This is a genomic window from Desulfobacula sp., from assembly GCF_030145145.1.
GTDB lineage: Bacteria > Desulfobacterota > Desulfobacteria > Desulfobacterales > Desulfobacteraceae > Desulfobacula.
Window position 1 is genome coordinate 29,169 of record NZ_JAQYWD010000015.1, and the last position, 25,585, is coordinate 54,753.

General features: G+C 45.5%; 25 protein-coding genes. 8 read left to right on the forward strand and 17 right to left on the reverse strand.

Going from position 1 to position 25,585, the window contains the following annotated elements:
• Nucleotides 1–23: 23 nt before the first annotated feature.
• The 8 genes from Q1Q15_RS10090 to Q1Q15_RS10125 all read right to left on the reverse strand — a co-directional run bounded on the left by Q1Q15_RS10090 (nt 24) and on the right by Q1Q15_RS10125 (nt 8,440).
• Complete coding sequence (locus Q1Q15_RS10090; protein ID WP_300459149.1) at nt 24–1,337, reverse strand: TRAP transporter large permease subunit; 1,314 nt, start codon at nt 1,335–1,337, stop codon at nt 24–26.
• Nucleotides 1,338–1,402: 65 nt separating this feature from the next.
• Nucleotides 1,403–1,912: a TRAP transporter small permease gene (locus Q1Q15_RS10095; RefSeq protein ID WP_300459152.1), complete on the reverse strand. Its 510-nt coding sequence runs from the start codon at nt 1,910–1,912 to the stop codon at nt 1,403–1,405.
• Between the two features lie 91 nt (nt 1,913–2,003).
• Nucleotides 2,004–3,008 (reverse strand): TRAP transporter substrate-binding protein DctP, encoded by a 1,005-nt coding sequence (gene dctP / locus Q1Q15_RS10100; RefSeq protein ID WP_300459154.1) that lies wholly within the window; start codon nt 3,006–3,008, stop codon nt 2,004–2,006.
• A 98-nt stretch (nt 3,009–3,106) separates the two neighbouring features.
• Entirely contained in the window at nt 3,107–3,712 is a 606-nt protein-coding gene (locus Q1Q15_RS10105) for an indolepyruvate oxidoreductase subunit beta (RefSeq protein ID WP_300459156.1), read from the reverse strand.
• The gene (locus Q1Q15_RS10110; RefSeq protein ID WP_300459158.1) at nt 3,709–5,649 is read right to left on the reverse strand and encodes a thiamine pyrophosphate-dependent enzyme; all 1,941 of its coding nucleotides are present in this window, start codon (nt 5,647–5,649) and stop codon (nt 3,709–3,711) included. The genes Q1Q15_RS10105 and Q1Q15_RS10110 overlap by 4 nt, the downstream gene beginning before the upstream one ends.
• A complete protein-coding gene (locus tag Q1Q15_RS10115; protein ID WP_300459159.1) occupies nt 5,642–6,808 on the reverse strand; it encodes a pyridoxal phosphate-dependent aminotransferase in 1,167 nt (388 codons plus the stop codon). Before Q1Q15_RS10115 ends, Q1Q15_RS10110 begins: the two co-directional genes overlap by 8 nt.
• Nucleotides 6,798–7,799, reverse strand: coding sequence for a fumarylacetoacetate hydrolase family protein (locus tag Q1Q15_RS10120; protein ID WP_300459161.1), 1,002 nt, complete (start codon nt 7,797–7,799; stop codon nt 6,798–6,800). The genes Q1Q15_RS10115 and Q1Q15_RS10120 overlap by 11 nt, the downstream gene beginning before the upstream one ends.
• A complete protein-coding gene (locus tag Q1Q15_RS10125) occupies nt 7,799–8,440 on the reverse strand; it encodes a cupin domain-containing protein (protein ID WP_300459163.1) in 642 nt (213 codons plus the stop codon). Before Q1Q15_RS10125 ends, Q1Q15_RS10120 begins: the two co-directional genes overlap by 1 nt.
• Before the next feature lie 484 nt (nt 8,441–8,924).
• Here Q1Q15_RS10125 and Q1Q15_RS10130 point away from each other — a divergent pair, with 484 nt between their 5' ends.
• From Q1Q15_RS10130 to Q1Q15_RS10145, 4 genes are all read left to right on the forward strand, one after another.
• Nucleotides 8,925–9,569, forward strand: a complete 645-nt coding sequence (locus Q1Q15_RS10130) for an XTP/dITP diphosphatase (protein WP_300459165.1) — start codon at nt 8,925–8,927, stop codon at nt 9,567–9,569.
• Between the two features lie 103 nt (nt 9,570–9,672).
• On the forward strand, nt 9,673–11,382 hold the full coding sequence (locus Q1Q15_RS10135) for a radical SAM protein (protein WP_300459166.1): 1,710 nt from the start codon (nt 9,673–9,675) through the stop codon (nt 11,380–11,382).
• The gene (locus Q1Q15_RS10140; protein WP_300459169.1) at nt 11,379–13,130 is read left to right on the forward strand and encodes a DUF6178 family protein; all 1,752 of its coding nucleotides are present in this window, start codon (nt 11,379–11,381) and stop codon (nt 13,128–13,130) included. The genes Q1Q15_RS10135 and Q1Q15_RS10140 overlap by 4 nt, the downstream gene beginning before the upstream one ends.
• The gene (locus Q1Q15_RS10145) at nt 13,130–13,864 is read left to right on the forward strand and encodes a 4'-phosphopantetheinyl transferase superfamily protein (RefSeq protein WP_300459171.1); all 735 of its coding nucleotides are present in this window, start codon (nt 13,130–13,132) and stop codon (nt 13,862–13,864) included. The genes Q1Q15_RS10140 and Q1Q15_RS10145 overlap by 1 nt, the downstream gene beginning before the upstream one ends.
• On the opposite strand, the gene Q1Q15_RS10150 is transcribed toward Q1Q15_RS10145, so the two are convergent.
• Together Q1Q15_RS10150 and Q1Q15_RS10155 are read right to left on the reverse strand one after the other, a co-directional pair.
• Nucleotides 13,852–14,589, reverse strand: coding sequence for a response regulator transcription factor (locus Q1Q15_RS10150; protein WP_300459174.1), 738 nt, complete (start codon nt 14,587–14,589; stop codon nt 13,852–13,854). The genes Q1Q15_RS10145 and Q1Q15_RS10150 overlap by 13 nt on opposite strands.
• Nucleotides 14,553–15,575 carry a HAMP domain-containing sensor histidine kinase gene (locus Q1Q15_RS10155; RefSeq protein ID WP_300459175.1) on the reverse strand — a complete coding sequence of 341 codons (1,023 nt, stop codon included), beginning with the start codon at nt 15,573–15,575 and terminating at the stop codon, nt 14,553–14,555. The genes Q1Q15_RS10150 and Q1Q15_RS10155 overlap by 37 nt, the downstream gene beginning before the upstream one ends.
• 360 nt (nt 15,576–15,935) lie before the next feature.
• Here Q1Q15_RS10155 and Q1Q15_RS10160 point away from each other — a divergent pair, with 360 nt between their 5' ends.
• Genes Q1Q15_RS10160 through Q1Q15_RS10170 form a run of 3 tightly spaced genes read left to right on the forward strand, consistent with a single transcriptional unit; the run spans nt 15,936 to nt 18,438 of the window.
• Nucleotides 15,936–16,841 (forward strand): zinc ABC transporter substrate-binding protein, encoded by a 906-nt coding sequence (locus tag Q1Q15_RS10160; protein ID WP_300459178.1) that lies wholly within the window; start codon nt 15,936–15,938, stop codon nt 16,839–16,841.
• Nucleotides 16,842–17,603: an ABC transporter ATP-binding protein gene (locus Q1Q15_RS10165; RefSeq protein ID WP_300459181.1), complete on the forward strand. Its 762-nt coding sequence runs from the start codon at nt 16,842–16,844 to the stop codon at nt 17,601–17,603.
• Nucleotides 17,539–18,438, forward strand: a complete 900-nt coding sequence (locus Q1Q15_RS10170) for a metal ABC transporter permease (protein WP_300459182.1) — start codon at nt 17,539–17,541, stop codon at nt 18,436–18,438. Before Q1Q15_RS10165 ends, Q1Q15_RS10170 begins: the two co-directional genes overlap by 65 nt.
• A gap of 23 nt (nt 18,439–18,461) precedes the next feature.
• Here Q1Q15_RS10170 and Q1Q15_RS10175 read toward each other — a convergent pair whose 3' ends face one another.
• The 7 genes from Q1Q15_RS10175 to Q1Q15_RS10205 form a co-directional block, all read right to left on the reverse strand.
• Nucleotides 18,462–18,827, reverse strand: a complete 366-nt coding sequence (locus Q1Q15_RS10175; RefSeq protein WP_300459185.1) for a CGGC domain-containing protein — start codon at nt 18,825–18,827, stop codon at nt 18,462–18,464.
• Nucleotides 18,828–19,013: 186 nt separating this feature from the next.
• Nucleotides 19,014–19,484, reverse strand: coding sequence for an ATPase P (locus Q1Q15_RS10180; protein ID WP_300459188.1), 471 nt, complete (start codon nt 19,482–19,484; stop codon nt 19,014–19,016).
• Between the two features lie 34 nt (nt 19,485–19,518).
• Nucleotides 19,519–20,217, reverse strand: a complete 699-nt coding sequence (locus tag Q1Q15_RS10185; protein ID WP_300459190.1) for an ATP-binding cassette domain-containing protein — start codon at nt 20,215–20,217, stop codon at nt 19,519–19,521.
• A gap of 3 nt (nt 20,218–20,220) precedes the next feature.
• Nucleotides 20,221–21,105 carry an ABC transporter permease subunit gene (locus Q1Q15_RS10190; RefSeq protein ID WP_300459191.1) on the reverse strand — a complete coding sequence of 295 codons (885 nt, stop codon included), beginning with the start codon at nt 21,103–21,105 and terminating at the stop codon, nt 20,221–20,223.
• Nucleotides 21,105–21,953, reverse strand: a complete 849-nt coding sequence (locus Q1Q15_RS10195; protein WP_300459360.1) for an ABC transporter permease subunit — start codon at nt 21,951–21,953, stop codon at nt 21,105–21,107. The genes Q1Q15_RS10190 and Q1Q15_RS10195 overlap by 1 nt, the downstream gene beginning before the upstream one ends.
• Nucleotides 21,953–22,789 (reverse strand): phosphate ABC transporter substrate-binding protein, encoded by an 837-nt coding sequence (locus Q1Q15_RS10200; RefSeq protein WP_300459193.1) that lies wholly within the window; start codon nt 22,787–22,789, stop codon nt 21,953–21,955. The genes Q1Q15_RS10195 and Q1Q15_RS10200 overlap by 1 nt, the downstream gene beginning before the upstream one ends.
• A gap of 378 nt (nt 22,790–23,167) precedes the next feature.
• Nucleotides 23,168–23,836 carry a GntR family transcriptional regulator gene (locus Q1Q15_RS10205; RefSeq protein WP_300459195.1) on the reverse strand — a complete coding sequence of 223 codons (669 nt, stop codon included), beginning with the start codon at nt 23,834–23,836 and terminating at the stop codon, nt 23,168–23,170.
• A gap of 236 nt (nt 23,837–24,072) precedes the next feature.
• On the opposite strand from Q1Q15_RS10205, the gene Q1Q15_RS10210 reads away from it, so the two are divergent.
• The gene (locus tag Q1Q15_RS10210; RefSeq protein ID WP_300459197.1) at nt 24,073–25,464 is read left to right on the forward strand and encodes an MmgE/PrpD family protein; all 1,392 of its coding nucleotides are present in this window, start codon (nt 24,073–24,075) and stop codon (nt 25,462–25,464) included.
• Nucleotides 25,465–25,585: the final 121 nt, after the last annotated feature.

Sequence of the window (25,585 nt, forward strand, 5' to 3'; positions counted from 1 at the left end):
ATCATTCTCCTGATGCGTTTTTTTTATTTCATTACCTGGGGCAACCACAATGCAAGTTTTGGATACATCATGATGAGGGCAATGGCCACAGCGTCACAAATCAAAAAGGGTACGGCAGCCTTATAAATATCTGTCATCTTGGTATCTGGTGGCGCAGATCCTTTCATCACAAAAAGAATCATACCAAAAGGCGGTGTCGTTAACGCCATTTCAAAATTAATCAACAATAAAATCGCAAACCAGACAGGATCAAAGCCGAGGGTTGTGACGATGGGCATGTATATGGGGAGAATCATCATCATCAAAGCGATTTCATCCATAAAACATCCCAGAAAAAGTACTGTAAAAAGCATGCCGACCAGTATGGCCGTCGGTGGAAGCGGCAGGGTTGTGGTGAATTCAATGAGGCCTTTGACACATCCGGTATAGGCGAGAATCTGACTAAAGGCCATGGCACCGAGAAGTATACTCAAGAGCATAATGGTTATTTTTGTCGCATTGGTGATGGACACCTTTACCACCTCCCAGGTCAGACTCCGATAGCAGGCCGCAAGAATAAACGCCCCCAGCGCCCCTAAAGCCGCTGCCTCGGAAGGGGTGGCGATCCCAATGAGGATCACACCGATGACCAGAAAAATGATGATGGCAATCGGAACAACATTGATCAATGTAATACGGATCTTTTTTGCCAGGGGAATGTGCGGGATGGTATAGGGGGGCGCAATGGATGGTTGCAGGTAACACCGGATAATGATATAGCCCGCATACAACAGTCCCATCAAAATACCGGGAAATACGCCCGCCATGAGCAGTTTGCCCACGGAAAGCGATGCCAGGCTGGCAAGCAGGACGATATCCGCACTGGGCGGAATAATCATGGCAATACCACCGCTACCCAATATAGGCCCCAGACTCATGGGTTTTTTGTAGCCTCTTTTTTCCATATCCGGGGTTAAGGTTGCCGCCAGCATCGCCGTACTGGCCACACCGGAACCACTCAGGGTTGAAGAAACCACGCCTGCCCCAACACCGAGAAGACCCAGCCGTCCCGGAACTCTTCCCAGCCAGGTATCGACCACATCAATTGCGCGTCCAGCCATTCCTGACCGAAACAACACTTCCCCCAGCAATATGAATAAAGGAAAGGGCAGCAGTACAAAACTCTTCACAGAGTTTTTCATGGTCAATATCAATTGTCCCAGGCCCGATTCCCCGCCCCAGAATAGAAAAACCCCGATAACATTGACAGTCATAAACGCCATGAAAACAGGCATGCCCGTTAACATGAAACAAATCAAACTCAGAAAAATCAATAAAAGAACAAAGTACCACTCCAAGATCAAAATCCTCCCTATATATCAAACCGATCCCTGTTAAGAACATGTTACCGGAATCTAAAAATTTATTCGAACGGCTTTATCAATACTTTTATATGGTCACCAATCTGGCGTAACATTTGGATAACGAAAAGGATCAAACCAAAAGCAATGGGAATGAGCAACGTTACCTTTGGCACCCGGAGGATTCCGGTTTCAACCGCATACTTCCGCTGCCAGAGTTCAGCGATTTCAATTAAGCCATAATACAGAATAATTGATACGGTTATTACCGAGACAATAGATGCAAATAATTCAACGGCAGCTCGGGTTTTCAAGTTCAGGCGATCAACTATAAAATCCATTCGAACGTGAAAATTTTCTTTCAGCAACCACCCGATTCCCATGCTGACGATCCCGACAAGCATAAATTCACAGATATCCATGGCCCAAATGATCGGTTGATTAAAAAGATATCGCATAAACACATCCAGACACACTAACAACATTGCAACAGACAGCATCATGCATGCGAGGAACATCAACAGGTCGAGAAAATGATCAAACAGTTTTCCCATTTTTTTTAATCCTTTCAAAATCAACACCTCCCCGTCGATCGGGTATATGGTCTAACAGCAGTGGGCTGGTATTTACCCAGCCCACTGTTTATAGTGGTTCCGAATTAATTTACTTTGAATGCCCTACCAGTTTGGAAAATCGATTGAAATCTTCGGGGTTCATGTTTTTTTGCACATAGCCCCAAAGTGCGTCATCCCAGGTTTTCTTGAACGCTTCATTGTCTTTTTCGCTCCATTCAATTCGTTCAATCCCCGAAGTCAGCATGGCGCCCGTACCATATTTTTGGCCGTTATAGAGCCAGAAGTGATAGGCATAAATCTCTTCAAGATGGTCGATGATGGGCTGTGTTAACCATTTTTGCTCCTGTGGAGACAAGGATTCCCAGACATCTTGATTGATGAGGGGACAAGACGGGGTGGACCCTTCCAACAACTTGGGGCCGACCCAGTATTTAGACACTTCATGCCATCCAAATTGCGTATAGCCAACCGGTACCATTGTGAATCCGTCAATTGTATTGCGCTCCATGGCGGTATAAATTTCCATTAAAGAAACACTGACCGGGATGGCGCCGACAGCTTTAACTGAATCAAAATAGGATGCGCCGGTCCTGATTTTTTTCCCCTTCAGATCCCCAGGGCTCTTGGCCTTGACATTGGTGGTGAGTGTTAAAAATTGTGCCGTATAAAGCGGGCCAACCCAGTATGCATTACAATCCCGCTTGATGATTTCCCGGTAAAAATCCCAAACCCCTTTTTCCTTTTCTTCCCAAGGCGGCATGCCGGTTAAAACCATTGCAGATCCCAGCGGTGTCATTTGAGAGATATCATCTCCCATGGAAAAAATCATATCAATACGGCCCTTACTCAGAGCAAAAATTTGTTCTTCACTGGGTATGACTTCTCCAGCACCCTTGATATCGATGATTAACTGCCCTTTGGATGCATTTTCAACCCATTCCTTATACTGCCAAATGTGTTTCATATTGATGTTGTCAACGGGTATCAGGCCCACAGCACTGAGCACTCTGGGTTTATCAGCAGCATTGGCACACACGACAAACAAAAAAAGTGATGATAACAGTATGATTGTACCGACTAAATGTTTTTTCATTTCGAACGCTCCTTTTTAAATAAAATTAATGGGTTATATTCCAATCAATTGCATCTTTACACACGCACCGTGACACACTCGATCGATAATCCGTTTCGTTACTGCCTGGAACAAAGCGCCTTTCCCCTGGAAAATGCCGCTATATTCGGCAGGGCATATCTTGCAGGAACCGTTTGACGGATAGCATCTTCAAACAATTCAGCACGAATACCCAACTGTCCTGTGGCGAAAAAAGTCCCCAGCATGATGGTGTTCAAAAATTGTATGTTGCCCAGCGATTTTGCCGTGTCTGTACCCGAGACCCACCATACTTTTTTGCTCATTTTTTCCAAAAGACGATACAACGCTTCAACATCCGGGTAAAGAAATCGTCCCGCCTGAACGCCGACCGGATTGACAGGGTGATCGTTGACCACCACCACCGTATGTTTATTCCCATATTGCGTCATGATACGCAACGCTTCCAGGGGCTCAAACGCCAGAAGAAAATCCAGGTCTCCCTCGGGTACAAGGGGTGGCATCATCCGGTCACGGTTCCATCGAATATGGCTTGCAACGGAACCGCCGCGCTGGGACAAACCGTAAACATCGCCGACAGAAACCTCCCACCCATCCGCCAGGGCAGCAGCGGCAAGGAGTTTGGCAGCAAGAACGTTTCCCTGTCCACCAACACCTGTAATGATCGTATTTATTGACTGTTTCATTTTTCAAAATCTCCCGCTTTTTTTAACCGTATGGCACTTTGCGGACAGACCTGGACGCACAAACCACAACCGGTGCATAGCTGCGCTTCAACACATGGTTTCCCTGATGCCGCATCCACAGAAATGGCCGGACAATTCAATATTCGACTACAAAATTGGTTACATCCGCATGTTTTTGCAAGGCATTTTTTAGAATCGATACTGGCCACACTTGGCTCTGGATTCGGCATTTTTTTGATGGCGTATGTGGCGCATGGATGTCGAAACACTATCACATGAACCCCTTTTTCCAAACGCAGGGCTTTCAAAATCGCATCAATGGCCTTTTGTAAATCTGCAACCGGATCTATGACCGATGTGATAGCACCGATGCCCTCGGCTGTTTTTTCTATGGACACGGTTTGTTCAGCACCGGGGAAATTGTCAGGGGTTGACGGATTGATTTGGAACCCGGTCATGGCGGTAACTGAATTGTCCAGGATAATAAAAACAGCATTCATCTTGTGATGAACGGCATTAACAAGTGCAGGAAGTCCGGCATGAAAAAATGTAGAATCGCCTGCGGCTGCCAGCACAGGCTGGTCAAATCCCAGGGCTGCCAACCGGCTGAACCCATTGAGGTTTCCCATTCCCGATCCCATGCAATGCAAGGCTTTGATCTGCTCAAATCCTGTTGCGCCCGCACCTAATCCATAACATCCGATGTCGCCCACCAGGAAGCCCTGGCGGTCATCCAGTTTTAATGCTGTTTTAATGGCAAAAAACGATGCTCTATGGGGACATCCCTGACAAAAGGAAAGCTCACGGGGAATCAACATCGCCTGGGCCTGGGACTTTAATTTTTCTGGAATTCCAGATTCTACAGCCACTTTTTTCCCAAGCAATCGACTGAATGTTTTCACCAGAATCGTCGTGTTCATTTCACCGACACCCGGAACCCATCCGTTTCGCTTTCCAAAGAACCGGGTCGTATTGAGAACGAATTGATTTTCAGCATAAACAACCTTGACAGCTTCTTCCAGAAATGGATCCACTTCTTCGGCAAAAACAACGTCCTTAGCATGTGCAAGATGTTTAATAATCAGCTGGGAAGGAAGGGGAAAGACCGTTCCAATTTTTAACAAACCGACCGTATTCTCTGCATTGAGCACATGGATGGCTTCATCGGCATAAACCGCACTCTGCCCTGACGCAATAACAAGTGTGGTTGCGTCTTCCGGGCCTGAATAGGTGTTAAATTCATCTGTTTCAAAATCGGCACAAACCGCCTGCATGACACCCAGCAATCGGCTGTGATTTTGAGTTACCAGAAAAGGAAGTGCCACCATTGGTTTGTCAATATCAAAATAGACTGGTGTGGCATTTTTTTTAACCGGACCGGTAACCACTGGACCACGGCCATGTGACAAACGGGATACGGCTCTCAAGAGGCATGGCACACCATATTTCTGTGAAAGATTCAATGCAGCGACAGCCATATCCTTGGCCTCCTGAGGCGTGGACGGCTCAAATAGAGGAATTTGTGCTATTTTGGCAAAATGTCGCGAATCCTCTTCATTGCTGCTGGTTAATGGACCAGGATCATCACAAACGACTACCAGTAATGCCCCCGGCAGTTTATTCAAACAGACGGTGGTTAAAAAATCAGCACAGACATTCATGCCATTTTGTTTCATGGTCACAACGGCACGTTGACCGGCAAAGGAAAAGGCTGCTGCTGCTTCCAGGGCCACAATTTCATTTACGGCCCACTCAACGCATACGTTATGGCTGCGTTTATATTTAAAGAGTGTCTCAACAATTTCCGATGAAGGATTGCCAGGGTAACCGGTGGCATAAGCAATCCCTCCTTCCAGCACCCCTTGGGCAATCGCTTCGTTACCCATCATTAAAACCCGGCTTGAGTCTCTCTTTTTCGTTTCCCTTACATCAGGCATTTAATGCGGCCTCCATGCGATCCAAGCCCCGATCAATAATCTCTTCTGAAGCGGCAAACATAATTCGCGCATGGCTTTCTCCCTGAACCCCGAAAAATGGCCCGGGCACCACGGCCACACCACTATCCAGAAGGCATTGAAACAGTTTATCCGCCGAAGGTTCAAACTCACTGAAATCAGGAAACACATAAATTCCCCCCTGGGGTACAGGACACTTGACACCGGGGATGGCATTCAATCGTTCCACCATCTTTTCCATATTCCTGCGGCACAGATTCCTGGCATCATCCAGATAGGGCTGGCATCTCGGCAGGTATTGGGCCATGGCCCACTGCCCGACAGAGTATGAACATAAAGAAATGGTTTCTTTGTAAACACCCATTTGACGGATCACCCAAGGATGGGCGATAACATAACCCAGCCGCCAGCCTGTGACGGCAAATGTCTTGGAAAAACTGTTGACAACGATAACATGATCCAAGGCATCAAAACTCAGGGCACTCACGTGCTCGCCGCTGTATAAATAATTATGGTAAACTTCATCGGAAAGTATAAATGTTCCGTGTCGGCGTGCTTTTTCCAGGATGGCGGCATACGCTTCTCTGGTAATGGTTGCACCTGTGGGATTTGATGGAGAGTTAATGACAATGAGTTTGCACTGGTCATCTATCCGCTCTAATATAGGCTCAGCATTAATGTGCCAGCTTTTTTTCCGACTCAACGGGTAAAAACGGACTTTTGCACCCAGTCGTTGGGTTATCGGTTTCATGATACCCCACCCGGGATCCGGCAGAAGAACGGTATCACCCGGGTTGATAAGCAATCGCGTCGCAAGATAGATCGCTTCCATGCCCCCGACGGTGAGCAGAATATTCTCCGGATTAACCGCTACCCCCATCTGGACGTCAAGGAAAGAGGCAATGGCCGACCTTATCTCCGGGGTTCCATTCGTGGAGGTATATCGATTCCGGCCAGTCTTCATGGCCTCCACGGCGTTTTCGATTAATTCCGGAGATGCGTCAAAATTGGCCTCACCCGATGCAAGGTTGATCAAATCGGGTGTCTCTTCCATCCGTTTCATCATGTCCCGGATGGGGGAACTTTCGGTCTCTTTGATAATGGGATTTATTTTTTGAAGGGTTAAAATATCAGGATTCATTGTTGGCCACCTCATTTTGCAAAAAACCGACACCAGGAATATCTACCGTAATTCGATCTCCGGCCCGTAAGAATATACCGCCACCATTTTGCATATTTTCAATAATTTTGGATAATTCTCCTGGCCCCACAGATATGCCTTGGGTCCAGCCAGTGCCGGCACCCGTTCCCAAAGCGATCACATCGCCTGGCAGCAGCGTAGTACATCCTGAAAGATAAGAAATACATTGTGCCGGCCCCCAGACCATCTGATCTGCACCCGAATCCTGCATGACCTCGCCGTTGAGAAGGCATCTGATCCTGAGGCGGTCAGGATGGGGCACCGCTTCGACGGGCACAATCATCGGTCCCAGGGGCCCAAAGGTGTCTCTTGATTTGCCACTGTAAAAATCCAATCGGCCATCAGGCAGCATCATCAATTGTCGATCCGTTATGTCGTTATGGCACGTAAACCCGGCAACATAGTCCATTGCCTGTTCCACGGGGACGTTTTTGGCCTTTCGACCCATAACCACTGCCAATTCTGCCTCCCAATCTACAAACTCGGAAGATGGGATGATTTTCTGGCTGGCGCCGATGACACAATTTTTATCTCCCTTCCAGAAAAAGGACGGCTGGAATCCATCAGGAATGCTCATTCCCATCTCTTCCGCATGGTCATAAAAATTGAGTCCGACATTTATCATTTTCCCTGGAGCGGGAACGGGTGAAAGGAAATCGACGTCGTTCTCAGCCATGCTGCCCGGCAAACCATTTTCAGATATAAAAGCAGCTGACGTACGAATTTTGGGCAGCAGCTGTCCCCAATTTTCAAGCAGAATCATCATTGTACTGATTTCGGTTATCGGCAATTCGGAATCCTTCATCTTATCATCACTGCATCTGAGAGCATGGTTGATTTCCCAGACGTGATCTTTAACAACCAGTCCGACATAATCCGCTCCTTTAAATCGATAGGTACATAAACCATAGGTTGCATTTGATGGATGCATTATTTCTCCTTTTTAATCGTTTGTGATTTGATCATTTTCACAGCAGATCCATTCTTTGACGTATTTGACTCCCAATGCTGGGGGGTATTAATAATAATAATTTTGTTTTGAAATTGGGTGGGATTGGAGAAACTGTGCAAGACTTCACCCCTGTAATACATGGAATCTCCGACTTTCAGGTGGTACTTTTCATCATTCAGATAAAATAAAATTTCACCTTCCAACACATAAACAAACTCTTCTCCGTTGTGTGAAAATGGATTTTTTCGTCCTTCTCCCGGTGGGCTGATATAGAGGGATGCCTGCAGGTTAACCCCTCCCTTTCGGATAAGGGACTCACAATAGGCAGTCGTGTCGTTGAGGGTCACCTTAATCCCATCCCCCCTGAGGGTAACAGCCCCAAGTTGGGCTGCATCGGCTTCGTCTTCAAAAAAACGAGCCATTTGGACATCTAAAAAATCAGCAATTTTTTTAATGTTATCCAAAGAGATGTTGGCTTTCCCGTTTTCCAGTTGACTTAAAAAACTAATGCTTAACCCAGTCCCATTTCTCATTTCTTCTAATGAAATTCGCTTGTTGTTCCGGATTTTACGGATATGGCCCCCAACAAGACTGGACGGACTGTTCTTTGAAATGCTCATGGTTTGTTTCTCCTTGGCTTTTTATATATATCGAAAAAATATTTTTTTCAATACTAAATTTTATCACAGACATAAAATACTGTTTTCAAATTTAACATACCGTTTTTATATAGAAATTTTATATAATAAAATATTATTTGTCATAAAAACATTAACTAAACACTAAAAATATTTTTAATATATTAAAAAATTTTTAGTTTTTTAATCATAATTTTCTATTTTTAGCTCTGATTCGCTTCATAACAACGAATAAATATATTAAGTAACCATCATAAATAATGGTCTAATCAGGAAATTGAGAACACGATATAACACCGCTTGAGTCAAGGGACAAAAATATAATAATCAAAAAATATACTTATGATATATGTTAAAATTTCTTTAAGCGCTGAGAACACTTTTACGCCCTGACAGGGTTTACAAAACAAAGGCTGAGTCTTATATTATGCATACAATTCAAACCCAATAACTGTGGAGTAAACCATTGAAACAGATCATCGTTCTTGCAACCAGAAACAAGGGAAAAACAAGAGAAATCCAAAGTCTTTTAAAAGGCTTTCCCATTGATATTAAAAACCTGGATGATTTCGGTCCCATTCCAGAAGTCATTGAAGATGGAGATACCTTTGATGATAATGCCTACAAAAAAGCCTCGTTTACGGCAAGGGTCCTCGGATATCCGGCCATGGCCGATGACTCAGGACTTTGTGTTGAGGCCCTTGACGGCGCACCGGGAGTCTATTCAGCCCGATATGCCGGGGAAAATGCCACGGATGCCGACAACGTAAAAAAAATGCTGGATGAGCTGAAGAACAAAGCAAACCGGAATGCCGCATTTAAGTGTGTTATTTCCATTGCCGTTCCCACCGGGGCCGCTTTAACCTATGAAGGAGAATGCCAGGGCGTTCTCACGAAAAAAACTGTCGGTGAAAATGGATTTGGATATGACCCTTTGTTCTTTTATCCTGAACTGAACAAAACCTTTGCCCAGCTGACCATCGAGGAAAAAGGGAAGGTCAGCCACCGGGGCAAGGCATTGAAGGAGATTGCAGATGAAATGGATAAAATTATAGCATGGATTGATATGAACATGCCCATATTCAAGCCGGTTGAATGCCAGGGAAATTAATCATGCCCCCCCATACTTTTGAACATCTTGTTATAAAGGACCGTTTCTGCAAGTGGTTTGGCAACGCCAAGTCCCTGCTGTTGGAAGCCGGGGAAATGTGATCATGGTAAAGCGACAAAAAATCCTCCTGGTCAACCCGGCATGCCTGGACCACAGAATTTTTGGAGAAGATGCGGGTATTGTTCCCCTGGGGCTCTATTATATGGGTGCACTTCTAATTGAAAACGCATTTGAAACAAAAATTTTAAACCTGGCATCGATCAAGGATGATCCGGTTAGCGTGTTCAAAAATCTTGTGGCAACCGAACAACCGGATGTTATCGGATTTTCCGTGACCAACCCGAACCGCTGGAATGCCATGGAATGTGCAGTGGCTGCCCGCCACATCCTTCCGGATGCCACCATTGTTTTTGGTGGCCCCACCCCGACATTTCTTGCCGACCACCTGTTAACTGCCTGTCCTGACATTGATTTTATTGTTACCGGCGAAGGAGAAATCACCTTTCTGGAACTGGTAACAACACTTGAAACCAGTCGCACCGGGCCTTTTGATCAGATAGACGGTCTGGTCTTTAAAAACGGAACCACCCGGTTCAAGACATTGCCCAGAAAGCCGGTGGAGACACTTGACTCACTGGTTCACCCGTCGCTTTATTTCACGTATCAGCATCTTGCCATGTCCCGGGGATGTCCCGGCAAGTGCACCTTTTGCGGATCCCCCAAATTCTGGGGCGACAAAACCGTACGCTTTCATTCCCCCCAATGGTTTGCCGATGAGATTCAACGCCTGGCGGAAAAAGGGGTCACCCATTTCTATATTTCCGATGATACCTTTACAATGGATAAACAGCGGGTGATGGCGTTTTGCAGCCGTATCATCAAAAAAAAGCTGTCCATCACATGGAACGCCATTTCACGGGTGGATTACATTGATGCGGATCTCCTTTTGGCCATGCGAAAGGCGGGCTGCATCCAACTGAGTTTCGGGGTGGAATCCGGATCTGAAAAAATCCGAAAACGCCTTGGCAAACCCCTTGATCCGGACAAAATCATCCAGGCCTTTTCCCTGACCGCATCCCATGGCATCCTGCCCCGGGCCTACTTTATTTATGGATCCCCCGGAGAAACCCATGCCACCATACAGGCCAGCCTTGACCTTATGGCCGACATCAAGCCTTTGAGTGCCATCTTCTATCTGCTGGTGATCTTTCCGGGAACCCACCTGTATCGTTCTGCGGTTCAAAAAGGCCTTGTAAATGACGATTTCTGGCATCAGAAGGTGGAAGACCTGCCATGGTTTGAAGTGGATGAAGACCTTGATTTTTCGCATGTCAAAGCCTTTGGCGACCGGTTAAGATCTGAATTTTACCATACCCTGGATACGGCTGCCCGACAAATATCTCTTGTGGATATAAAAGAATTATACCCATATCATGCGGACTTTCTGTCCCGGCTGGCCCTGACATTTTCCCACGGCGAATATGCGGCTGATCCCCGGGTAAAAAACCAGGACAAGACTGCCAGATGGCTGTTTGACAAGGCTCTGTCCTATGCCCCGGATGCCAGGGCGTTTTTAGGATTGGGCATGCTGCACCAAAAACAACGGCAGTTTGACAAGGCCATCTTAATTCTTGAACAAGGGCTGAGCCATTGGCCTGAAAACAAAGATTTATCCGTCTGCATGGGCGTCAGCCTGATGAATACGGGCCGGTTTAAACCGGCATTGACCTTTTTTGAAAAATTCAGGGACTTTCCTGAAATATCCCATTACATGCATATTTGTCATGAAAACATAGCAAGGACGACACCATGAACGATAAAACAGACTACAGGGTTGCCAATCTTCAACAAAAAGAAATGAAACTTCGGACGGTGCGCCATGAGATCCTTGTCAGTGAATCTGAAAAAGCCCTGGATCTGATCCTTGATGCGCCTTCACCAGCCACCCTGATACAATCTTTCCCTGACCAGGATCTTTACTATCTCATGCACAAAATCGGACCCTATGATTTTATTCCTGTCTTGTCCATGGCCACATCAGAACAATGGGAATATATCCTGGATGTGGAGGTCTGGGAAAAAGACCGGCTGGACCTTGATCGTATGACAAAGACCTTTGATCTGCTGTTCCAGGCTGATCCCCAGAGACTTTTGCGATGGGCCATCACGGAAAAACCTGATTTTTTTGAATTTTACCTGTTAAAAAATATGGAGATCTTTGTCCGGGAACATGATGACCTGCCCCCGGAAGATTTTGATGATTATATCACCCTGGATGACAAATTTTATTTCAGGTTTCCTGACAGACCCGGGACCAGCGGGGAGGAAGACGACCCGCCAGGGCAGGGAAAAACAGGAGATGCGGGAGACTTGATCGAAAAAATGCTCAACGCCGTGGCCCAAATGGATCTGTCGGTTTTTCACGGCCTGCTGCTGGAAACCTGCGCTGTACTGCCGGCTGAAACCGAAGAAGAACAATTCCGCCTGAAAACCCTGCGTCTGGCTGAAAAAGGGTTTTTACCCACCCATGAAGCCATGGGTATTTATCAGCCCACCCCTCTGTCTTCTCTTCGCAAACGACCCCGTGATGATGCATTTAAACACGCACCGTTTGACCCTGACATCCCATTACCCCCCCAATTTTTTTCCCGGTTTATCAAAGGCGATGATCTGTTTGTAAAATCTCTGGAATTCTTTGATTTGGATTTTATCCTTTGTCTTGAATCCGAACTGGCCGCATTAATCAATAAAATCATCTCTGCAGATAACATCAAACTGCAAAGTAAGGAAGATCTTGAACGGGCGATTTTAAAGGCCTGCGATTATCTGAATCTCGGCCTTGAAGTCATCCTGAAACGCGACCTGAAACCGGAGCGAGCCCGGGATATTATTCAGGAATATTTCCTTGAAGATATTTTCAGAACCGGTTCAAGGGCTGGTATCAAGCTGAAGACAAAAGCCCTCAACTGGTTTAAGCACAGCTTCATGAACACCAACAACCTTCCCTTAAGTTTCCTTGGGGAAGATTTCCTGGGCAGTCTTGGCGGCCTGTTTCTTGACCGGCCAATGTATTATGATAATTATGCCTCGGGTGTTGCATACCGAAATTTCAAAGCCCTTTCAGACATTCTATCCACGGACAGGGCCCTGGAACAGGTCATTGCCCTGGATTCGGTTCTGGGAAAACTTTCTGTGGATATCAAGTCTTTTAAAGCGGGTATCTTAACGTATAAAACGCTGATCCTGACCCTCTGGGCAAAAGACCGTCTGCACCAGGCACAAACCCTTGAACCCATTGATACGGAACTGTTCAAACCTTTCTTTGTGGCCCTTTTTTCACCATCAGATGCGGACAAAACACACCACATTCCGTTAAATGACCTGATAATCTGGACCTGTGAAGCAACCGGTATGACAGAAACAGATCTGCCCGCACCGTTCCTTACGGTATTGACAGACTTGATCCATGAACTTGAAACGGAATATGATTCGGTTACCCCTGAAAATATTGATCCCCGGTTTATTCCCCATTTTCTATTGCAGAAGAAAAAAAAAAAATAATGTCATCTTTCAAAAACAAGCTCCCCATAACCGTCCTGTCTCCAACACCCGGGGTGATCATCTGGTATTGCCAGATACCCATGATCCTTCAATGGATTTTAAATGGCAGCAAATACCATCATTTCAGGCCGCCAAAAAATGAGCAGTTTAAACAAAATGAGTTTTTCCAACCGATTTTCAGCCCGGATGAAATCAACACGCTCAATAATTTCAAAGCCCTTAAAAAACAGGTCGAATGGATAAGTGGCCGGTATTTGATCAAACAGATGATACAACACCTTTTTTTGGGGAACGCCGCCCTTGATGGTATCACCCTTTCAACCCTTGATGAAGGGGCGCCTTTTCTGACACATGACCCCGATATCCCGATTTCATTGTCCCATAGCAACGAGTATACAGCGGTGGCATGCAGTCGAAACAAACAACAGACCATTGGCATTGATCTTGAAAAAATTGCAAAAAAACCGGATGTCTTTTTTTTAAAAACAGCCTTTACCCACGAGGAAATATTGAATTTAAAAGATGATGCTGCCCATATTCTCAAAAACTGGACCATCAAAGAAGCCTATTTAAAATATATCAAACGAGGGTTTAATGAGAGCCTGCACAAGGTGGAGGTCATCAACAATGACATCCGGCATAACCATAAAAAAATCGACCTGACAGTATATTCAACCTTTTTTGATGGGTATGTCTTGTCCCTGGTATCAGATCCTCCCCCTCATTCGTCATGATCAAAAATATATCCAACTGACCGCCTGGAGATGAAATACACCGGTTTTTTGGGATTTTTTTCAAAATATTTTCTAAACCTGACAATAAAATTGTCCACTGTTCGTGTGGACGTCCCCCTTGAATATCCCCACCCCGCAGTCAGCAGCATTTCCCGGGTCAAATGCGTTCCCTTGTTTGCAATAAACAGCTTTAACAATACAATTTCCTGCTCTGTTAAAACGATCTCACCGGCAACACACCGGGCCTTGAAAGAGACAAAATCTATATGGTTATCACCAAAATCATAATATTCCCCTTCAAACATTTTATATCCGGGTTTCCTGTCTCTTTTATTGCTTGCATACCATGTCTTTTTTTTGATTAACCGTTCCACTCTCAAGAGAAACTCTTCCAGGTCAAAGGGTTTTGACAAGTAATCATCCACGCCGTATCGAAGTCCTTTGACTTTATCTTTTGTATCCCCCCGGGCAGAAAGGATGAGAACAGGAATTTTTTCATCTTCCTGCCGGATGGTTTTTAAAATGGAGAACCCGTCAATCATGGGCAGCATAATATCCAGAATAATCAAATCCGGTTTCCAGGATCGCCATTGCTCAAGCCCCTCAATACCATCCGGGGCAACCTTTGCATCAAACCCCTGGAGGGAAAGATTCAAGCGGATCCCGTCTGCAATGTGCACTTCATCTTCTATGACCAGGATACGCTTTTTTTCAATCGTTTCCATAACTTCCTCTCCCTGACATTGGCAATGCTTGCTCTTGGAATGGTGATTTTAAACGTTGCCCCCTTCCCTTTTCCCTGACTGGAAACCGATGTTCTCCACCCATGGATGATGGCAATACTGGAGACAAGGTAGAGCCCAAGCCCCGAACCTGAGACATCGTTTTTATGCTCCCGGTCAGATTGGTAAAACTTCCTGAAAATTTTTCTTACCTCTTTTTTATCAACACCGATCCCATTGTCAATAAATTCAATGGTCACTTTTTGGATAAAGCTTTTAAACCGGATGACCAGCGTTGGTGCATCTGATGCATTATACTTTATGGCATTGGAAACAAGGTTCATCAAAAGCATCTCGAATAAAAACAGGTTCACCGGATAATTCATCTGGTTGTCGGATTGATTTTCAATCTTAATGTCCAGATCCCGAAAAAGAGAGGCATTTTTTTCGCAAAACGTTTCCACCAGTTTGACCAGACTGCCCCGGGTCACTTCTGAACCAAAGTTCTGACTTTCAATCCTGGCAAGGTTAAGAATACTATTAATATTTTCCGTTAACCGATTGATATCTTCCAACATGTTTTGACTGTATTTTTTAATGTCAGCAGGCTCCAGCGGATGCCGGATAAAGGTTTCAAGATAAATCCGCAACGAGGTCACCGGGGTTTTCAATTCATGGGTGAAATTATAAATGAAATTATGCTGAAGCCTGAAAAGATTAACTGTCTTCTGATAATAGATAAATGCCAGGAGAATACCGATCAACACCACTGAAATCAGCGCACTTAAAACCAGCATGGTCATCCCGGTCTTTGAAGGAAAAATCGATTGGGGATCAATATGAAACTTTAATATAATCACCTCAAGGGCCGAAGTGATCTCCATATACCAACTGACCGTCAACACAAGGATGGTGGCCAGGGCAAAAATGGAACAGGCAAAAATAAAAACAGGGTGAAGATACCATCGGGAGGGATTTAAAATTTGCATGCACACCTGTCCATCATCTTGTTTTTCCTTACCCAAAGCCGGGAATGTTCATATTCCCGACCATATTAGGTTCAATGTAATAAAAATATTGCCTTTCGTCAAATGTGATCTATCTTGTTTTATGATTAATGCAATCAGGGAGTAGCCTTTAAATCACCTTACCGGCAAAGGGTATGGGGGATTGCTTGCTTTATGCATTGACACCCCCGGCATGGATATAGTATCAAATAGCGGCATTGGGGCATGCCGTTTTTTTAAAACTAACGTCCGCAAGGTGAGTAAATACAAACCAAAAACGGAGATCATACCATGCCGTTTACAATACCGCTGATCTGCAAACAAACCATTTAAAGGAGAACAATGAAATTTTTGATGACATATGGTGTCCTTGTGACAGCTGCCCTGATCTTTCTTCTGCCTTTAAACAGTTCTGCAATGGCCCCTGTAAAAGTTCAGGTCAGTATACTGCCCCAGAAATATTTTGTCGACAGGATCGGCAGGGACCATGTTAAGGTGGATGTCCTGGTAAAACCGGGAAAAAATCCTGCCACCTACGCGCCCTCTCCGGATCAGATAAAAACACTTGCCGCATCTGATGTGTACTTCAGAATCGGTGTCCCCTTTGAAAACGGTATGCTGCACAAAATAGCGTCCATCGCCGGGATAACGGTTGTGGATACCCGCAAGGGCATTGTGTTAAGGACAATGGCCCCCCACGGTCACGGCAAAGAAGACCACGGCCAGGGAACCGGTCTTCATGAGGATAGAGACCTTATGGGGAAAGACCCCCATATCTGGATGAACCCGTTAATGGTAAAACAACAGGCCCATACCATATTTCTGACGCTTTCAACCCTGGATCCGGATCATCAGGATACGTATCAAACAAATTATGACGGGTTTATCCAAGACCTTGATACCCTGGACAGCCGGTTAAAAAAGACACTCAGCCGGTTAAAGGGAAAAAATCTGTTTGTATTCCACCCCACCTTTGGGTATTTTACAGAAGCGTATGGCTTGAAACAGGTGGCCATTGAAACCATGGGAAAAACCCCCAAGGGCAAAACGCTTTCCAACATTATCAAACTGGCGAAACAACAAAACGCCCGGGTAATTTTTGCCCAGCCCCAGTTTGACCGGAATGCCGCCCAAAAAATTGCATCGGCCATAAACGGTAGAGTAGTGACCATTGATCCCCTTGCCTATGATTACCTGGTCAACATGGATAAAATGGCTCAAACCATAATCGGGGCATTGAAAAAATAAATGAAAGCGCACGACGATCCTGAAATCCTCATAGATAACGTCTCTTTTGCTTACAAGCAACGCAAAATTCTTGATGATGTCAATCTTCGAATCAGAAAAAAAGAATTTGCCAGCATTGTAGGGCCCAATGGCGGTGGGAAAACCACCCTTCTCAAACTCATCCTCGGCCTGATCAAACCGGACAAAGGCCAAATCCGCATATTTGGAAAAGCGCCGGACCAGGCAAGGCATCGGATGGGATATATGCCACAGTATGCCCACCTGGACATGGATTTTCCCGCCACTGTCATGGATGTGGTTCTCATGGGACGACTGTCAAAAACAACCCTGTGGTTTTCAAAAAAAGACCGGAAAGAAGCCTTAACTGCCATTGATGAAGTAGGGATGACCGCCTATATTAAGACAGAATTCAATGAACTTTCCGGCGGTCAGAAACAGCGAATCCTTATTGCCAGGGCCCTGTGCAGCTACCCGGACATCCTGTTGCTGGATGAACCCACCGCCAATGTGGATCAACAGACAGAAGAAAACCTGTTTTCCATTTTACAGAAACTGAACTCAAAAATGATCATTCTCCTGGTGTCCCATGATCTCGGGTTTGTTTCAAAATATGTTAAGAATGTCATCTGCGTGAACCGCCGGGTGGTCATTCACCCCACAACCCTGATCAACGGGTCCTTGATAAAAGATATTTACAATGGCGATCAAAAAATGGTCCGTCATGACCAATTGTGCAATGAGCGAGGGCATATTTATGATTGATGTGGCGATGGCCATCATGGATCCGGACAACCTGTTTTTGAGGTATGCCTTTATCATGGGGGGGTTAGCCGCTATCTCTTTTGGCATCATCGGCACCTTTGTCACCATCAAACGGATCGGATACCTGGCCGGAGCCATTTCCCATTCAGTCTTCGGCGGTATCGGACTGGCGCTTTTTCTCCAGGTAAACGCTGGGCTTACCTGGTTTGATCCAATCCTTGGTGCTGTACTGGCTGCGATTACTGCCGCCGTGATTGTCGGACTTGTCAGTCTCCATGCAAAAGAAAGGGAAGACACCATTATCGGTACCCTCTGGGCCGTGGGAATGGCATCGGGAATCCTGCTCATTGATATGACACCCGGGTATTTCAATCTGTCTTCTTATCTGTTTGGCGATATCCTTTTAATTTCAGGTAAGGACCTGTTATTTGTCGGATGTCTGGATGCAATCGTTCTTGGCCTTTCCATCCTTTTTTTCAACCAATTTTTCAGTGTCTGCTTTGACAATGAGTTTACCGCCTTACGGGGCATCAACACCACTTTTTTCTACCTGCTGCTGCTCATCCTCACAGCACTTACCGTGGTCCTCCTGGTCAGGGTGGTGGGGATCGTACTGGTCATTGCATTGTTGACCATCCCCCCTGCCATTGCCTCCTTTTATGCCAAACGGCTGTGGCAGATGATGCTCTTTTCAATTTTATTGTGTGCCGCTTTTACATGGGCAGGCCTTGGGATCAGCTATGCCTTCAGCCTTTCCAGCGGACCTGCCATCATTGTCTTAAGCGGTGCCGTCTATCTGGTGCTCATCGTCATCCATAAGGTCTTAAAATCATAAGGTATGAACCGACCGGGAAGACCCTAAGCGAAAATATTATCCGGCTTGTAGGGATGGGCACCTTCAATCACCTCAATCCCTGATTTTGCTTTAATTTTATTAATGATCACGTCCTTGTACGGGCAATGATCCGTGATACAGGGGCCCACATGGATTTTTGTCACCTTTTCATCCATGGGCTTGTTCCACAAATTGACCTGGGCCAGACGGGTAACAATGGTCGCTCCCGGGCAATCCCCACAATTTAAAAGCCCGATGAGCTCTGCCTGCTGATCTTTATAGGCGGCAAATTCACCTTCTCTCCTGTTAAATCCCACCATACACCTGCTGCATCCGATACAAACATCATCCATTGCCTTTTTACATCCAACAATAAGTATCTTTTCCATTTGAATCCTCCAAAATAATGATAAGGGTGTGAATCAATCGATACGTATTTGCAATGGACGTGCCAATGGGGATGAAGTGCATCCATTAAAAATTACACTTTAATATAAAATACTTATTCCCAGGCCTGTTGGAAAAAAGGGGGGTGAGGCATAATCGAAACGATAAAATAGTCGCATAATCGGAACTTATGTTCTCAAGGTTGCAATCAGTCTCTCCGGGGTCTGGAAAAAATCAAACACATCTAAAATATCCTTGATCACCAGGTCCGAGGCCAGCAAAGAATCGCAGGAAAGACCTTCCTCCTGTAATACAGCAATACCGATGCAGGCCGCCTTGAGCATCAGTCGATCATTGGATCCGTTCCCCGCACAAAGGGTTTTTTCCGGGCCAAGCTGTTGGAGATAATCCAGTTTGCTCCGGGCCTGGTCTTTTTCCGGGATAATGGTCAAGGCACAGTCAATCCCCTCCAGTTCTTTGTTTACAAACCCGAACGTATCCGCTGTAATCACATGGAACCTGACCGTGTCTGAAAACCGGTTCATTGACGCTTTCACCCCCTTGATCAGGACACCGTCCCGGGCAAGGGTGCCGTTATAATCAAAAACCACATGTTCGATGGTCTTATGTCCGAATCCGGGAATCTCTATCTGTATCATATGCGCTCCTCTTCACCCTGCCGGCAAACAAGGGTTAATGTTGTTTTAATTGACGGTCTGTTAAAACAAGCCCATTGTCCGCTATTCGTTTTACCTGATCCATATAGTGGGACACAAGGACGATGGTACACGTTCGTTTTAAGTCCAGGAGCAGGTCTTCGATTACCCTGCCCGATGTTTCATCCAGGGAGGAAGTGGGCTCATCCAGCAACAGGACCTGGGGTTCTAAAATCAGGGCCCTTGCCATGCAAAGCCGCTGCTGCTGACCACCGGAAAGTGTCCGGGCATCTTCTGAAAGTCTGTCTTTCACCTCCCCCCAAAGAAAGGTACGTTCTAAAGCATCTCTCACTTTTTGAGCAATGCGGATCTGATCTTTTTCTCCCATGAGTCTTAACGGGAACGCGACATTTTTAAAAATACTCATGGGCAGGGGATTCGGCACCTGGAATACCATTCCCACCTGCCGCCGCAACCGGGAGACCGGAACCGTATAGATATCTTCGAACCCATTTCCGAAATTAATGTCTACACTGCCTTTTGCCCTTGCACCATCAATGTTTTCCCACAGCCGGTTAAGGGTCATGAGAAACGTTGATTTTCCCTGGCCTGAGGGCCCGATAAGGGAGGTTATCACATTCTTTTCAATCTCAACCTGAATGTTTTCCAGTATGGTCCGTCCATGATAATAAAACCACAGGTGTTTTGTTTGTATTTTTATTTCTTTTTCCATCATGGGTTAAAACCGATACGGTGTTTTCAAGGTCAGCCTGGTTTTAATTGCGTATGCAACCACAAACAGGCCGGCACAGAGAATCAACAGGATTAAAGCAGCACCATACCCCTTTGTCAGTTCCAGCGGATCGGCATATTCCGATGCCATATAATACACATAAAACGGCAGGGCTTCAAAACTTGAAAAAATTGATCTGGGAACCCCTGCCGTTGCCACGGCGCCGGTCAACATGATGACGGCCGTGTCTTCGGCACACCGCCCAATGGCCAGGACAATACCACTGACAATACCGGACAGGGATGACGGTAACAGCACCAGAAAAATATTTTCAAGTTTGGTTGCCCCGAGACAGGGCGCCGTCAACCGTACCTGCAAGGGCAGGCTTTCAAGGGATATCTGGGTTGTCCGGATAATATAGGGCAACACAAGAAACGAAAGGGATAGAGAAGATATCAACAGGCAGGGGAAAATCCGATCACTGAACGAATGATGCAGGAATATAGTGATGGAAAACCCGAAAAGCCCCACCACAATAGATGGTATCCCGGCAAGGACATCAAACAGCAGGCTGAAAATCCATTTTACCCTGGGCGGGGCATACTCTGCCAGGAAGATCCCAGATGCAAGCCCGACCGGCAGTGCGAATCCCATGGAGAGGACCACCAGAAACAGGGTGCCCACCATTGCCGGGAACAGGCCGTCAAACACCTGCTGTTTAAACAGGAGGGCATCCAGGGGCCGGGTAGTGGAAAAAATCAGTTCCAGGTGAATGGTTTGATATCCCTTAACGACTAAAAACCCGATAATCACAGAAACCGCACCCACCAGCAAAAGGGCGCAGGCCCATGAAAACAGCGCCAGCAATTTATCCCAGAAAGCGTTTGTCATCAGCGCGGTTTCCTGTCTAAACCCCTTGCCAGGAGGATACCGCAACTGGTCATCCCGTAGAGGGTAATCCCGCAGATAAAAAGGATTTTAAATTCAATACTGTCAAAATCCGCCGCAATGATCAAGGCAATGTGCGCCGTAAGGGTCCGGGCCGAATCCAGCACAGAAGACGGCAGCGCAATCGAGTTGCCGCTGATCATCAATGCGATGAGCGTATCCCCCATGGCCCGTCCAAAGGACAGAATAATACCTGTCAATATGCCGCGCCAGGCATGGGGCAACATCACATACCATAATTTTTGAACCGTATTCCCCCCCAAGGCATCCACAGCGTTCAAATCGCTTTGGGGGACCCGGGCAAAACTTTGGGAAAAAAACAGGATCATGGTGGGTGAAATCAACAGCCCCAGCATCAGGGACGCTGACAGGATGGACATCCCAGAGCCGTAAACAAAAATTTCCCGGACAATGGGCACCAGCAAAAACACGCCCACAAACCCATAGATGACCGTGGGAATGGCGGTCATGAGCTGGACGATTTTTTTTAACACCTTTCCCGGCCCGCCCGGCCGGGTCACTTCTATAAAAAGGGCGCACCCAAGACTTAACGGAAAACTGATACATAAACTGAAAAGCGCAATACAAAGGGTGCCCACAATCATGGCCAAAATACCGAACTGCCCATGGTCCGGTGACCAGGGGGCCGACAGTATATCCCAGAGGGCGGCTTTCTTTAATACGGGCAGGCTCAACGCGATCATGAAACCCAGCACAGCAAGGGTTACGGCCGCACTGAGGACGGCGGCCAAAAAAAACAGGCTCCGGGCTAATTTTTCCTTAAACGGCATCAATTAACCGGAATAAATCCTTTCTCCACGACAATTTCCTGACCTTCCGGACTCAGAAGATAATCCATAAATTTTCGAGTAAGCCCGGTGGCTTCCCCTTTTGTATTGCTGTAAAGTCCCCTTGCAACCGTGTATTCTCCGGATTTAACCGTCTCCAGGCTGGGGGTCACGCCGTCCAGTGTCACCGGGGCAACCGTTTGATCAATATATCCGACGGAAACATATCCAATGGCATAGGGATCATTTGTCACGGCTGACTTCATGGCGCCGTTTGATGTCACAAAATGGGCCTTGTCAGAAATCTTTCCCTTTTTCAGGGCCCGTTTCCAGAACACTTCCCGGGTGCCGCTGGACTTGTCCCGGGTATAGATATTGATGGGCCTGTCATCACCGCCAAGGGTTTTCCAGGTGGTAATGTTGCCGGCAAAAATATCCTGCAATTGTTGGCCGGTCAGAGACGGCACCGGATTTTTGGGATGGATCACTGCTGCCACCCCGTCAATGGCCCATTTAACCATGGAAAGCCCGTATTTTGCGACTTCTGCCTCCGTGGCCTGCCGGCCGGAATTGCCGATATCCACAAGGCCCTCTCCCACCTGCTTGATCCCGGCCCCGGATCCCCCACCGGCAATGGTGATCTGGATATCCGGATGAACCGTCATGATTCGTTTGGCCGCCTCTTTCATGACCGGAATATGGGCGGTACCACCGGAAATCCGCAACACCCGGTTTTCTCCTTTAAAGACATCAAGACCGGATGCAAAGCAGAAGCCTGCCTGCAAAACCACCATTACAAGGATCAGTGTCAATTTAAGTATGCGGTAACCCGTGTTCATTTTTTTCTCCTTTGTTTAAATCCTCATCATCAAATATTTATTTCAAATTCAATGGGGTATTCATTATCCGCATCTAAAAATTTAATCAAATCGAAATTTCCTTTAAAAAATGAAACCCTCATAGGAATATTCAATAACAAGAGAGCCGCCACTGAAATAAAAAGCAAATTAAAGGGGAAATTCCTTTCAGAAAAGCTACCGTGTTGTGGTATGCAAAAATGGCACTGAACATACCACAGGGGAATCGCCCAGACTGTTCCTGTGTCAATGGATCGGGTGATGGTCAGGGTGATCAGGACGCTTGACTTTCGTTGGGGGCGGACATTATTTTATATGGTGCATCTATTGTCCTGGGAATTATTTCATTTCAGCCGACAGTTAACCCTTCGAAAATGACTCGGACCTCACTTTTTTCAGGAGTTCCAACAGGTGAACTTTGACCTGTTCGGCATGAATTGTAAGTGCTTGTATCGCCTTGTCCTGATCCTTTGCGAGAAGTGCCTGATAAATATTATTGTGATTGTGAATAACCTCATTCCACAAATCTTTCTCAAGGTTCAGGCCGTAACGGTATTTTAATGTAAGGTCACTTAAATTAACGCATATTCTATATAATGCCTTACTTCTTGACGCTTTATAAATAATCGAATGGAATTCAATATCCAAGATTGTCATCTTCTCAAAGTTGTCTAATTTAATGCTGGCCTTTGATTTTTGGATATTCTCCCCCATTATCTGAAGCTCCTCCGTTGAGATATATTGGGTAGCTCTTTCTATTATGAGCCGTTCAATATCAAACCGGGCAGAAAAAAGATCCTGAATATCTTCATCTGACAAACTTTCAACAATATATCCGGCCCTTGGCAGTGATGTGATCAATCGCTCCTGGGTGAGTCTTTGAAAGGCTTCCCGGACGGGTGTCCGGCTGACATTCAGTCGTTTTGCAATACTGGATTCCGTAATATGTGTCCCTCCGGGAATCTTGCCCGTTAAAATATCATACCTCAGGATTTTATAAACTTTATCTTTTAAAGGTTTTTTTTCCATTTTTTCCACTTATAATTAACTAATAAATATTTTGTATACAGTTTGTATTGTATAGATAACATGATTAGTCAAGTATTTTTTATCGGTGAGAGGTATTGAAAATATGGAATTTATTTATAATTGGTTATTATTTTTTAACCCTTGACAAACCAAATTATTTGTACAATACACTATGTATACAAGTTGCTTTATAGATTTGATAGTCATTAATAAAATTATAGAAAAGGAGACATCGCATGGTCGCAAACAAAATATCAGAAAAGACCCTGCCTGTTTCAGATCACTTAATAACTTTTTGTCAATTTATAGTGAAGACAGACCTGAAGGATATACCCCCTCACGTCATTGATCATGCAAGGCTGGTCCTGATCGACACCATTGGAGTGATTATCGCGGGCGCTGGGAATAAGGAAATTAAAAAAATCGCCAAGCGCATGGCAGCATCTGGTCCTTTGGGGCAAGGAGCGACTTGTCCAGGAAGGAGTGAATCCTTTGATCCGTTCCATGCAGCATTGATAAATGGTATGGCTGGCTCAACTTCAGAATATGAGGAAGGACATTCTAAGGCAATGGGTCACCCGGCTATTCAAATTGTTCCGGCTATGCTTGCTGATTGTGAATCCAAGGATTTATCCGGTGATCTTCTTTTGAAAGGATTTATAATTGGCTATGAAGTGGCCTGCCGTATCAGTCGGGCATCTTCAATCAGAAAAGGCTTGCATCCAACAGGAAGTTGGGGTGTCATCGGATCTGCTCTCGGAGTTGGATCGCTTCACCAAAAGGACCCAGAATCGCTTTGCCAAATTGCCAATATTGCTTCTTCCTATGCCATTTCTTCCTATGTAAAGAATTCATTTGTGGGTCAAAATGTATCTTGTACCTTTGCAGGTCTTGCAAACTTGACAGGACTTATTGCAAATCTATTTTTTGAAACAGGTATCAGGGCAGATTCTGACAGTTTGAAAATGACCTTTTCTCGATTTGTTTCCGATGAATTCAAACCGGGAATTCTGGATGAAGCTTTGGGGAAAAAATATGAAATAACTGAAAATTACTTCAAGCCATATCCTACCTGTCGTTTTACTCACCCGGCTCTTGAAGCTTTAAAAACAATCATTCAAAATATTAAAATCGACCCCAAAGAAGTATCTCATATTGAAGTAATCAGCTTCAAGGCTGCTGTCCATGCCGGCTCAGGAGCTCCGGCCAATCTGGAAGCTTTGAGATTTTCGATTCCGTATCTTATTGCTGTCATGCTGATACGTGGTGAAATTAATTCAAACACATTAACCGAAGATCTTGTTCAAATGGCGGAGATCGCTGAATTGGCGGAAAAAGTAAAAATGGTATATTCTTCCGATTACGAGCAATTGCGTCCTGAGAAATATCCGGCCAGAGTAACTCTGACACTCTTTGACGGCAGACAATTGTCTCATGAAATCATGGATTGTCTCGGCGACACTCTAAATCCACTTTCCAGGCAGGAGATCCACAATAAATTTATTTCTTTGGCCTCACCTGTTGTTGGACAGAGTAAGTCTGAATTATTTTTAGAGAAGCTGGTTGACTTGGAAAACCAAAAACATGTTCGACCAATAATCAATATATTAAGAGTCAATAAAATTTGAACATGAATAAAGTCTTAAGGTATGGCTATGGAAACAATGGGATAATGATAAAATCTGGTTATGCATTGCTCTTCCTTCGGGATGAACAGTGATAGATATGGTGGGCTGCTGTGTGATTTAA